The organism is Streptomyces sp. NPDC013455 (assembly GCF_040632975.1).
Lineage (GTDB): Bacteria > Actinomycetota > Actinomycetes > Streptomycetales > Streptomycetaceae > Streptomyces.
Window position 1 is genome coordinate 49,849 of record NZ_JBEYCX010000004.1, and the last position, 10,943, is coordinate 60,791.

Annotated in this window: 9 protein-coding genes; 4 read left to right on the top strand and 5 right to left on the bottom strand. The window is 75.1% G+C overall.

The genetic code is table 11. From position 1 onward, the window contains the following. Positions 1-239 precede the first annotated feature (239 nt). Positions 240-896: a GNAT family protein gene (locus ABZ576_RS08905; protein ID WP_360737736.1), complete on the top strand. Its 657-nt coding sequence runs from the start codon at positions 240-242 to the stop codon at positions 894-896. 229 nt (positions 897-1,125) lie between these two features. Here ABZ576_RS08905 and ABZ576_RS08910 read toward each other — a convergent pair whose 3' ends face one another. Continuing rightward, positions 1,126-2,373, bottom strand: a complete 1,248-nt coding sequence (locus ABZ576_RS08910; RefSeq protein WP_360737738.1) for a beta-ketoacyl-[acyl-carrier-protein] synthase family protein — start codon at positions 2,371-2,373, stop codon at positions 1,126-1,128. A 106-nt stretch (positions 2,374-2,479) separates the two neighbouring features. Further along, positions 2,480-3,166, bottom strand: coding sequence for a lysophospholipid acyltransferase family protein (locus ABZ576_RS08915; protein ID WP_360737741.1), 687 nt, complete (start codon positions 3,164-3,166; stop codon positions 2,480-2,482). Positions 3,167-3,285: 119 nt separating this feature from the next. On the opposite strand from ABZ576_RS08915, the gene ABZ576_RS08920 reads away from it, so the two are divergent. Both ABZ576_RS08920 and ABZ576_RS08925 read left to right on the top strand, forming a co-directional pair. Next, positions 3,286-4,578: a cytochrome P450 gene (locus ABZ576_RS08920; protein WP_360737743.1), complete on the top strand. Its 1,293-nt coding sequence runs from the start codon at positions 3,286-3,288 to the stop codon at positions 4,576-4,578. A gap of 36 nt (positions 4,579-4,614) precedes the next feature. Beyond that, positions 4,615-6,234, top strand: a complete 1,620-nt coding sequence (locus tag ABZ576_RS08925; protein WP_360737746.1) for a peroxidase family protein — start codon at positions 4,615-4,617, stop codon at positions 6,232-6,234. 148 nt (positions 6,235-6,382) lie between these two features. Here the strand turns inward: ABZ576_RS08925 and ABZ576_RS08930 are convergent, their stop codons facing one another. Then, the gene (locus tag ABZ576_RS08930; RefSeq protein ID WP_360737749.1) at positions 6,383-6,760 is read right to left on the bottom strand and encodes a hypothetical protein; all 378 of its coding nucleotides are present in this window, start codon (positions 6,758-6,760) and stop codon (positions 6,383-6,385) included. Between the two features lie 50 nt (positions 6,761-6,810). Further along, a complete protein-coding gene (locus tag ABZ576_RS08935) occupies positions 6,811-8,979 on the bottom strand; it encodes a hypothetical protein (protein ID WP_360737751.1) in 2,169 nt (722 codons plus the stop codon). 229 nt (positions 8,980-9,208) lie between these two features. Here ABZ576_RS08935 and ABZ576_RS08940 point away from each other — a divergent pair, with 229 nt between their 5' ends. Further along, a complete protein-coding gene (locus ABZ576_RS08940; protein WP_360737754.1) occupies positions 9,209-10,204 on the top strand; it encodes an acyl-CoA desaturase in 996 nt (331 codons plus the stop codon). Here ABZ576_RS08940 and ABZ576_RS08945 read toward each other — a convergent pair. Beyond that, a complete protein-coding gene (locus tag ABZ576_RS08945; protein WP_360737757.1) occupies positions 10,186-10,935 on the bottom strand; it encodes a hypothetical protein in 750 nt (249 codons plus the stop codon). The two genes, ABZ576_RS08940 and ABZ576_RS08945, sit on opposite strands and share 19 nt — an antisense overlap. Positions 10,936-10,943 lie beyond the last annotated feature (8 nt).

Below are 10,943 nucleotides of genomic sequence, written 5' to 3' on the forward strand. Positions count from 1 at the left end.
CCGCTCCGCCCCGCACCCTCTCCGGTGCGGGGCGGAGTGCTTGCCCCCCCGGCGTCCGGGCCGCGTTCCGGCGAGCCGCACCCCGCCCGGTGTCCGCCCCCGCGACCCGCTAGATTCTCCGCCGGTGCGGGTGGACCGCATCCGGGGGCGGTGGCTTCGGCGCCGGTCCCGCGTTCACCGCGCGTGCCGTCCGGCCGGGAAGGCCGGGGCCGCGCCGCCGCCCACCGCCCGGGGGTTCCATGGTCTGGTCGCTGATCCGCCGTCGCCGGGCCGTGTCCGGTCTGCCGGTGCCGGGGCGGTGCGCGCCCGGGCGGCATGTGCTGGCCACCGAACGGCTGCTGCTGTTCACACCGCGGACCCGGCTGGACGTGATGGCCGCGCTCGCCGCGAGCGCGGACGCCGCGGCGCAGCGCTGGCTGGGCACCCAGGCCGACGAGGTGCTGCCCGACCCCGGTGTCCGCCGGGCCCTGCTGGACTGGCGGCCCGCCGGTGACGACGGCCGGCGCGTCCCGCGCGAGCTGGCCGAGCCGTACGCGCCCGATCCGGACGACCCGCTCCTGCTGGTCTGCGTGTGCCGGTCCGACCTCAGTTACGCCGGAGCCCTGGAACTGCAGCACCGGACGGGCGAGATGGGCGGCTGGCTGGCGCCGGACCACCGCGGCCGGGGTCTGGGGGCGGAGCTGTTCCGGGCGGGCGTGGAGCTGGCCCACACCCATGTCGGCCTGGTCACGGTCCGGGCGGGGGCCGAGCCAGGGAACACCGCGAGCCGGCGGTCCCTGGCCGGCGCGGGTCTCGTCCCCGACCACGGGCCGGCCCGGCACACGCTGCCGGACGGCCGGGTGGTGGACGCCGTCTGGCACCGGCACGACACCAGGGCACCGGCCCACTGCTGCTGAGCGGGCGCCGTCACGGGCCCCGGCAGCACCCCGCCCGGGCGGCCGCGCGGCCGCCCGGGGTCAGGGCCCGGGGTGAGCGGCCGTACCGCCAGGGCGAGTGCGGGTCGCCGTCCCGGCCGGGGTACCGGTGGTGTGCTCGCCGGTGGGCCAGGAACGGGCGCCGGGGGCCGGCGGGGTGGATCCGGAGAGCTCCGAGGACAGGGCGACGTTCCCCGGCCGGGGCGGCGGGTCAGTCGACGGCGGTGAAGGCGAGCACGGCGTTCTGGCCACCGAAACCGAAGGAGTTGCTGACGGCGGCCCGCATCCGGTGCGGACGGGGCACCTTGACGACGACGTCCAGGTCCATGGCCGGGTCGAGGGTGTCGAGGTTGGCGGTGGGCGGGATCAGCTGGTGGCGCAGGGTCAGCACGGTGCAGGCGGCCTCGATGGCCCCGGCCCCGCCGATGGCGTGCCCGATGGCGCCCTTGACGGCGGTGACGGGCGGGGGCCGGCGGAAGACCCGGTGCAGCGCGTTGTGCTCGGCGGCGTCGCCCTGCGGGGTGGCGGTGCCGTGCGCGTTGACGTGGTCGATGTCCTCGGGGGCGAGGCCGGCGTCGGCGAGGGCACCGCGCACGGCGCGGGCGGCGCCGTCGCCGTCGGGGTGCGGGGCGGTGAAGTGGTGGGCGTCGCAGGAGGCGCCGAACCCGGCGAGGAGGGCCTCGGGCCGTGCGCCCCGCGCACGGGCGTCCTCGGTGCGTTCCAGGACCAGGACGGCGGCGCCCTCACCGAGGACGAAGCCGTCGCGGTCGCGGTCGAACGGGCGGGAGGCGGCGTCCGGTGAGTGGGCGCGGCGGGACAGGGCGCGCATCTGGGCGAAGCAGGCGGCGGTCATCCGCAGCCGGGCCGACTCGCTGCCGCCGGCCAGGACCAGGTCGCAGTGGCCGGACAGCAGCCAGTCCCGGGCCAGGCCGATCGCGCTGGTGCCGGAGGCACAGGCGGTGCTGACCACCATGTTGGGGCCGCGCGCGCCGAGGTCCAGGGCGATCTCGGCGGCGGCCATGTTGGGCACGCTGCGCGGCAGCGCGAGCGGGGAGACCCGGTCCGGGACGTGGGCGGCGAGCCGGTCGAACTCGGCCTGCCAGCCCTGCATGGACCCGGTGCCGACGCCCATCACCACGCCGATCCGGGCCCCGTCCCAGGCGCCGGGCGCGAGCCCGGCGTCGGCGACGGCCTCACGGGCGGCCAGCAGTGCGAAGGTGGTGAACCGGTCGAGCCGGCGGGCCAGCCGGTGGCCGAGCAGGGCGGCCGCGTCCAGCCCGGGTACCTGGCAGGAGAAGGCGACGGGCAGGCCGGCCAGAGCGGGGTCGGCGGTGGCGGTGGACCGCCCGGCGCACAGGCCCTTCCAGGCCGCTTCGCGGCCGACGCCCGCCGGGGTGACCAGTCCGAGACCGGTGACGGCGACCGGGGCCCGCCGCGCGCCTGCTTCAACCTGATGCATGAGGCGTGATTATCCGGGCCGGGGGGTGCCGCCGCGGTCCGCCACGACCCGTTCGGCCCAGGCCGGCGGGTGCTACCACCCGGATGCCCGAACCGGACGCAGGCAGTCAGTGCTGCCCGGCGGGCAGGCGGCCGTCGTCGCCGGAGCCGGCGTCCAGGGCGCGGACCGCGCTCGACCAGGCCCGGGCCAGCGCGTCCTCCAGGTCGTCCAGCGGGCGCTCGCAGGTGTCGAGGTGCAGGGCGGGACCGAAGTGCACGTGGACGCGGGGTCGGCGCACGGGCGCGGTGGCCCAGCCCGCGAGCTGCTTGGCGCGGCTGCCGGAGGAGACCCTGCGGGCGCCCGCGTGGCCGATCGGGATCACCGGGGCCCCGGTGGACAGCGCGAGCCGGACGACCCCGGACTTCAGGCGTCCGGGCGGGCGGTCGTGGGAGGCGCGGTACCGGGGCAGGCCGCCCTCCGGGTAGACCAGCACCCCGCGACCGGCGGTGAGGGCGTCGGCGGCGTGCCGGAGCGCGTCCGGGGCGCGGCGGCTGCCCCGGTGCACCGGCACATGGCCCTCCCGGGTGAGGACCCGGCCCAGCAGGGGCACCCGCCACAGCCCCGCGGTCGCGAGCACGGCCGGCCGCAGTCCGAGCCGGTGCAGGGTGCCGAGGAGCAGTGCCGGGTCGAAGAACGAGGTGTGGTTGGCGGCGAGGACGTATCCGGTGCCGGGCGGCCGCGCCAGCTGTCCGGCACCGCTCACGCTCGTGTCACTGAAGACGGGCACCAGGGCCCCGGCCCATGCGGACAGCATCGGGCACTCCTCTCCGCCGTGTCTGCCGGGGCCGTTGCTCACCGGCACCGCGCTCGCACATATGACCGTACTGCCCCGAATGCCTGTTTGGCGTGCGGTGCCCCGGTGCCGGTGGCTGAATGGCCGTCATGAACTTCCTCGCCTCGTACGACGCGATCCCGGAGGACGACGTCCCGCAGCGGGTGGCCCTGCTGCGGGAGACCATGGCGACCGGCAGGGCGGCGCTCTTCGCCGAGCTGCGCGCGCACCGGCCGGTGTTCAGCACACCGGTCGGGGTGTTCGTCACCCGGCACCCCGACGTCCTGGAGGTGCTCTCGGCGCCCACGACGTTCACCGTGGGCGTGTTCGGCCCCGCGCTGGAGGACGTGCTCGGCGCGCCGTTCATCCTCGCCCGGGACGGCGCCGACGTGCACTGGCGCGAGCGCGGGTACGGGCAGCTGGTGCTCGCCGCGGAGGACGCACCACGGGTGCGGAAGCTGACCGCGCGGATCGCCGACCAGGTGCTGGACGAGGCGATCGCCCGGGGCACGGACACCTTCGACCTCGTCCAGGACTACGCGCGGCTGGCCGTCGCCCGGGTCGCGGCCGCCTACCTGGGGTTCGACGGCATCGAGGAGGAGACGCTGCACTCCTGCACGCGCCGGATGCAGTGGGCGTTCGCCATCAACCCCGGGCGGGATCCGGAGATCCACGCGGCGGGTGTCACGGCCGGCCGGGAACTGCACGACCGGGTGGCGGAGTTGATCACACGCCGGCGGGCCGCGGACCCCGCGGACGGCCCCGACGACGTGCTGGGCCGGATGCTGCGCACCCGGCTGCCCGCCGAGTACGGTTTCGACGACGAGCGGGTCAACGCGAACCTGGTCGGCTATCTCACGGGTTACCAGCAGAACGCCACCCAGTGCACGGCCACCGCGCTGAAGGAACTCGTCGTGCGCCCCGAGGTGCTGGTCGAGGCGGAGCGCGCGGCGGGCGAGGGCGACCCCGCCCGCTTCGACGCCTTCGTGTGGGAGGCGCTGCGGTTCCACCCGTTCGTGCCGGTCACGCCCCGGCTGTGCGTGCGCGACCACGTACTGGCCGCGGGCACCCCGCGGCAGACCCTGATTCCCGCCAAGAGCGTGGTGCTGGCCTGCTTCGCGTCGGCGATGTTCGACGAGGAGGTGCTCGACGCGCCCGCCGAGTTCCGGCCCGGACGCCCGCCCGCGCACAACCTCGTGCTCGGCTACGGCGCCCACGACTGCGTCGGCCGGTACGCGGCCCAGGTGATCGTGCCGGAGCTGGTGCGGCGGGTGCTGCTGCGCCCCGGAGTGCGCCCGCTGCCCGGCGGCGAACGTGACCTGGACTACGCGGGCACCCCGTTCCCGCAGCACTACCGGGTGCGCTCCGGCCGTGCGGCCGTGACCACGACCTGACCCGGTGATCCGACCCGCGACCCGACCGGAGGACCCATGACCGTCACGTCTCGCTCGCCCCAGGCGGGGACCCTGCCGTGGACCGGGGCCCGGGACCGGTCCCGGGACGGACTGCGCAACCGGTTCGAGACTTACGCGCTGACCCACTACGGCCCGGCCTGGCGGGCGGTGCGGCGCAGCCGGTGGCTGCACCGGCGGCTCAACTCCACGCTGACGGACCTGGCCGTGCTGAAGGCACCGCCGCGCCCCAACCCGCTGAGCACCAAGGCCCCGTACACCTCCTGGGACTCCCTGACCGACCGGACCTGGGTGGGCCGGCACCTGCCGCCGGTGGCGAAGGTGCGGACGGGGCTGCCCGCGCCCGAGAGGGTCGCCGAGCTGTTCCGGCGCGAGGGCGAGGGCCGCTACTGCACCCGGTCCACGGCGCTGCTGCCGGCGTTCGCCCAGTGGTTCACCGACGGCTTCCTGCGCGGTCACGCGGCCACCGGCGACCCGCGCCGCACCGACTCGCCGCACACCCTGGACATGTCCCAGCTGTACGGCGACCGCGAGGAGGTCACCGCGTGCCTGCGCACCTTCGCGGGCGGGCGGCTGAAGAGCCGGATCATCGACGGGGCGGAGTTCCCGCCCGCCCTGTGCGAGGGCGGGCGGATCAGGGACGAGTTCCGGGTGATCAGGCCGGTCCGGTTCGACGAGGTGCCCGAGCCGTTCGTGGACACCCTGTTCGCGTGCGGCGGCGAACGGGTGCACGCGCACATCGGGCCGATGGCGATGAACGTCCTGTTCCTGCGCGAGCACAACCGGGTCGCCGGCGTCCTCGCCGCCGCGCACCCGGACTGGGACGACGAGCGCCTCTTCCAGACCACCCGCAACACGCTGATCGTGATGATGATCCGGGTGATGCTGGAGGAGTACATCAACCACATCACCCCGTACCACTTCGACTTCGTGCTGGATCCGGTCCGCACCGACCGCGGGGTGTGGCACCGGGAGAACTGGGCGACGATCGAGTTCAGCCTGGTCTACCGCTGGCACAGCCTCGTCCCGTCGACGTACACCCTCGGCGGGCGCGAGGTGCCGCTGGCGCAGACCATCGCCAACGGGCGGCTCCTCCTGGAGAGGGGACTGGGCCCGCTGTTCGAGGACCTGTCCCGGCAGCCGGCCGGCCTGGTGGGGCTGTTCAACACGGACGAGCTGCTGCTGCCGCTGGAGGCGCACAGCGTCGCCGTCGGCCGCGACCTGCGGCTGGCCTCGTACAACGACTACCGCGCCTACTACGGTTTCCCCCGGGTCACCGACCCGCGGCAGATCTCCGGCGACCCACGGGTGCAGGAGGCGCTGGCCGACGCGTACGGCGACGTGGACGCGATCGACCTGTACGTCGGACTGTTCGCGGAGGAGCCCGAGCCGGGGGCGATCTTCGGGCGGCTGCTCGAACGCATCATCTCCGTCGACGCGTTCTCCGAGGCGCTGAACAACCCGCTGCTCGCGCCCCGGCTGTTCACCCCCGCCACCTTCTCACCCGAGGGTCTGCGGATCGTCCGGGAGACGCGCTGCTTCTCCGACCTGGTGCACCGCAATCTGCCGGAGGACAAGGAGCGTTACTTCGTGTCCCTCGGCCGGAGCTCGGCGGACACGCGGGCCGCGGCCCGCTGACCGGGCCGCGAGGCGGGCGCTCCGCGGCGGCCGGCCACCGCGGAGCGGGGCGCCGTCGCCGCCCAGCCGGGCGGACGGACCGTCGCCGCCCGGCCGGGCGGACCGCCGCTCCGGCCCTGACCGCCGCTCCGCCCTTGACCGCCGGACCCTAACTGCCGTTCCGGCGGCGCGGACGGCCGTTGCCGCGGACCGGACCGCCGTTGCCGCGGACCGGACCGCCGTTGCCGCGGGCCGGGCCGCCGTTGCCGCCGAGCGGACCGCCGTTGCCGCCCCGGGCGTGCGCGAGCAGCGCCTCGGCGGCGGTGCGCAGCCGCTCCGCCGCCGTACGGCAGGCGGCGGCCTGCTGCTCCAGGGTGGGACGGCTCCACTCCGGTGCCGCCGGGCTCTCGGCCAGCGTGGCCGCGGTGGCGGACAGCCGCCGGGCGTACTCCTCCATCAGATCGGCGTCCGACCGCAAGGTGCCGACGCGGTCGAGGAGTCCGGTCTCGGACGATGTGACGTCGACGTCGGGGAACTCGGTCACCATGGCGTGCTCCCACGGGTGCTGGGGGACGGACGGGGTTCACTCACGGGGCTTCAGCGCGGCAGGACGGCGCCGGCGCTGCGGTGGAGCATGAACTGCGGGCAGGTCAGGACGAACAGGGGCCGGTCGGCGTCGATGCCGAGCCGGCGCAGCTGCCCGGCGAAGGGTTCGGCCGCCGCGGTGTCCAGCCGCACCCGGATCCGGCCGCCGGTGTGCAGCCGTAGCCTGCCGTGGGCCCTGACCAGGGTGCGGACCGTGCTCTCGCCCCGGCGGCCGTAGAGGATCCAGTCGGCCTCGGGGCAGCGCACGCCGCGGCCCAGGCGGCCGTCGACGGCGATCCCGAGGTCGGGGGAGCGCAGGCGGAGCCCGCGGCCCATCAGGTCGGCCTCGGCGGTCATCCGCAGCGCGGGCTGGCCCCAGATCTCCTCGGCGACCACCCGGGCCTCCTCGCTGCTGACGGCGAGGGAGAGGACGTGGCGGCCGGTGCGCCGCAGGTCGACGCGGCGCACGAGGTCCAGGGCGACGTCGTAGGGGCGGGGCCGCCACAGGTCGTCCACCAGTACGGACAGGGCGATCTCGGTGTACGGGCCGATCGTGGTGCAGCGGTGCTCGTACAGCGACAGCACCGCCATGGCCCGCCGGCCGAGCCGGCTCGGTGTCATCCAGGTGGCGTCGGGCAGCAGGCCGCGGGCCCTGGCCGCGTCGACCGGGAAGCACAGGTGGGCGGCGGAGGAGTCGTAGTAGCGCACCGGCACGTCGACCGGGCCCGCCGTGGTGGGGACCGAGGTGGTGGGCAGGGTGAGGAACGGATAGCCCTCGGGCGGGTTGGCGCGGTCCTTCAGCTGGTACGCCTGGGTGCGCACGACGGGGCCCCGGTAGGCCGTGAGCGCCTCGTCGACGCGCTCGCGGGCCTCGGGGATGACGGTCCTGAGGTGCTCGATGTACTCGTGGAGCATGTGGCACAGCGGGAACTCGTGGGTGGGCCCGGTGTAGTCGACCTCGTACCAGCCGGGGTGCGGGTCGAAGGCGGAGCCCGCGCCACGGCCGTCGAGGACGGGCACGATGTCGTGCTGGTTGGTGATGCTGGCGACCCAGGTGCGCGGGTCGGCGGGCCTCTTGCTGTCGACCGGGGAGCCGACGGTGACGACGTGGGTGACCCGGTAGGCGCGGCAGAACTCCTCGTCCTGGGCGAGGTTCATCACCGCGATACCGCCCTCGCTGTGTCCGATCAGCGCCAGTTCGGCACCGCGCGGGATGCCGTAGTCCTCCAGCGCCAGCAGGATCGAGCGGGTGTACGGCGAGTCCGTCATGAACAGGTTGCGCCAGGCGCCGATGAAGTCCTGCGGGGAGTCGTTCCGGGGGCGGCCGGGTGCCATGCCGGGGGCCTGGAGGACGTAGCGGACCACCCCGTCCGGGCCGCGCACGTTCTGCATCAGGATCCGGCCGTCGGTGGAGAGCATCTCGATGTTGCGCAGGAAGCCGAGGAAGGACCCTTCCGTGGCGACGACCTGGCGTTCCTGCTCGGTCAGGTCGACGGCCTCGGCGGCGCCCTCGCCCCTGTCCATGCCCGCGAGACGGGCGGCGCTGATGCCGTGCAGCGGGTCGGCGGACAGTTCCCGGCCGGCGGCGAGCGCCCAGCCGGTCTCGTCGTTCTTCGGGTCCTCGTCCAGCAGGGCGCGGATGGCGAGCAGTTCGGCCATCAGCGGGGCCAGCCCGGACAGCGCGCGCTGGGCCCCCTGGTCGCGGAAGAGGGCCCGCAGGGACCGTACGGCCTCCAGGTCCCGGTCCGCGGTGACGGCCTCGGTCAGCCGCCGCATGCCGGGATCGCGCCCGAACTCCGGGTGGTCGACGAGCACGGCGGCGATCCTCAGCCGCAGCGAGGTGACCGCCACCAGCGCGGCCAGGCTCTCCCGGCCGAGCACCTCACCGGCCGCGCCGAGCACATGGCCCATGCCCTTGGGGGCGACGATGGCCGAGCCGCCCAGGCCCTGTTTGTCGGTCAGGGCCCGCAGCAGCGCCCACTGGGCGGCGAGGCCGGTGCGGGGCCGGCGGCGCGCGGAGGCGGACAGGGCCGGGTCGAACAGCGCGGTGCTGGTGCGCGCGGACACCGCGCGGACGCCCTCCGCGACCTCGACCACGTCCCGCGCGCACCGGCGCAGCAGTTCCCTGGTGTCCTGACCGTCCGGCGCGGGCCGTCCCGGCGCGGTGCCGTCCGCTCCCATCCGGCGCTCCCTCGGCTCGACGACACGGGATGGGCCGCGTCGACGGGCGCGGCCCCGCTCCCATGGTCGGCCAGGGCGGGCGGGCCCGCACCTTCATCCATCCAGGTAGAGGATGCCCACCGGGTGCCGTGCCGCCCGTCGAGCCTGGGCTCCGCCCGCGTACGGCTCGCGCATAATCGCCGCACATGACCCCCTCCACTCCCCCGCTCCTCCCCGTGGGAGGCGCGCCGTGACCACGTCCGCCGAACGCCCGGGGGACCCGCGGGCCCCGCTCGCCGACACCGTCCCGGTCGGCCTGCCGCTGCGCACCGGCTATCTGCTCACGCTCGTGGTCGGCCCGCTGGCCGTCCTGGCACTGGCACTGCCCGTCGCCCTGGCCGGGGGCTGGGGGCCGCGTTGGTACGACGGGTTCCTCGGCGCGGGGATGTACGCGCTGTCCATCATGGGCATCACGGCCGGCTACCACCGGCACTTCACCCATCTGTCGTTCAAGGCGAAACGACCCCTGCGGATCGCCCTGGGTGTCGCGGGCGGCCTGGCCATGGAGGGCCCGGTCACCATGTGGGTGGCCGAGCACCGGCGCCACCACCAGCACGCGGACCGGGAGGGCGACCCGCACTCGCCGTGGAAGTACGGCACCACCCGGCGAGCACTGCTCAAGGGACTGTGGCACGCCCAGGTCGGCTGGTTCTCCTCCTCGCCGGTGCGCTCCAACTACCCGCGCTACGCACCCGATCTGCTCGCCGACCCGGACGTGCGCCGCCTGGACCGCTGCTATCCGCTGGCCATCGCCGTCTCCCTTGGCCTGCCGCCCGCACTGGTCTGGGCGGTCACGCGGGACGGGCACGCCGCGCTGGTCACCTTCTTCTGGGCGAGCCTGGTCCGGTACGCCGTCGTCCACCACGTCACCTGGTCGGTCAACTCCGTGGCCCACGCCTTCGGTGAGCGCCACTACTCCACCCGCGACCGGTCCCGGGACGTGCCCTGGGTGGCCCTGCTGACCTTCGGCGAGGGCTGGCACAACCTCCACCACGCCGACCCCAACAGCGCCCGGCACGGCGGGCTGCGCGGCCAGCCGGACCTCACCGCCTGGCTGATCGCCCGGTTCGAACGGTGGGGCTGGGCGTACGACGTGCGCTGGCCGGACCAGCGGCGGATCACCGCCCGGCTGGCCCCCGAGGCGGCCGCCCGGCGGGTGCCGCACGGTCAGCTGCCCGTGAAGTAGCGGGTGAAAGGAGTGGAGTCGACGGCGAACATGCCGTTGAACGGCTCGTTCAGCTGGTAGACCAGCAGCACGGTGAAGGTGATGAGCGCCGTCAGGCCCATCACCATCACCACGTGGGGGAAGCTCCGGCGCACCCCGAACATGAACATGAACGCCACGGTGAGCACACCGCCGACGATCAGCCCGAACCACAGCACGGGTGACAGGGTGTCGGCCACGTCCGCCTCCCGGCCGCGCCGGGCGTCGTCCAGGGTGCTGAGCTGGGCCAGGGTCTCCTGGAGCGTGGCCTGCTGGGCCGGTGAGGCGCCCGCGGGGACCTGGCCGGCCGCCCGGAGGTCGTTCAGCAGCTCCCAGCCGCGCCGGCCCGGCGGCTGCCCCTGCGCCATGGCGGGCCATTCGGCGGACACGACGTGGTGCACGTACGCGTCGACGGCGTCCCGGGTCCGTTCGCCCTCCAGTGCCGGCAGCCCGGCGGCCAGCAGACGGATCTGGTGGGCGGCGCTCGCCTCCACCTGCACATGGCCCACCGCACCGGACCGGGTCTCCCACACGGACACCATCGACAGACCGAGGACGAGGGCGTAGAGCACGCCGACCATCATCGAGATGTACTCGGCGACGTCCTCGCGGGGTTCCTCCTCCGGGTCCGGGGGCCAGTAGCGGTGCCGGACCACCACGACGCCCGCGGCGACCATGGCGATGCCCAGCACGACGGCGAAGATCTCGATCATCGGCTCGG

Excerpts from the sequence above, each read along its gene's own strand:
- ABZ576_RS08905 (WP_360737736.1), top strand. The coding sequence starts at position 240 with ATGGTCTGGTCGCTGATCCGCCGTCGCCGGGCCGTGTCCGGTCTGCCG.
- ABZ576_RS08910 (WP_360737738.1), bottom strand. The coding sequence starts at position 2,373 with ATGCATCAGGTTGAAGCAGGCGCGCGGCGGGCCCCGGTCGCCGTCACC.
- ABZ576_RS08915 (WP_360737741.1), bottom strand. The coding sequence starts at position 3,166 with ATGCTGTCCGCATGGGCCGGGGCCCTGGTGCCCGTCTTCAGTGACACG.
- ABZ576_RS08920 (WP_360737743.1), top strand. The coding sequence starts at position 3,286 with ATGGCCGTCATGAACTTCCTCGCCTCGTACGACGCGATCCCGGAGGAC.
- ABZ576_RS08925 (WP_360737746.1), top strand. The coding sequence starts at position 4,615 with ATGACCGTCACGTCTCGCTCGCCCCAGGCGGGGACCCTGCCGTGGACC.
- ABZ576_RS08930 (WP_360737749.1), bottom strand. The coding sequence starts at position 6,760 with ATGGTGACCGAGTTCCCCGACGTCGACGTCACATCGTCCGAGACCGGA.
- ABZ576_RS08935 (WP_360737751.1), bottom strand. The coding sequence starts at position 8,979 with ATGGGAGCGGACGGCACCGCGCCGGGACGGCCCGCGCCGGACGGTCAG.
- ABZ576_RS08945 (WP_360737757.1), bottom strand. The coding sequence starts at position 10,935 with ATGATCGAGATCTTCGCCGTCGTGCTGGGCATCGCCATGGTCGCCGCG.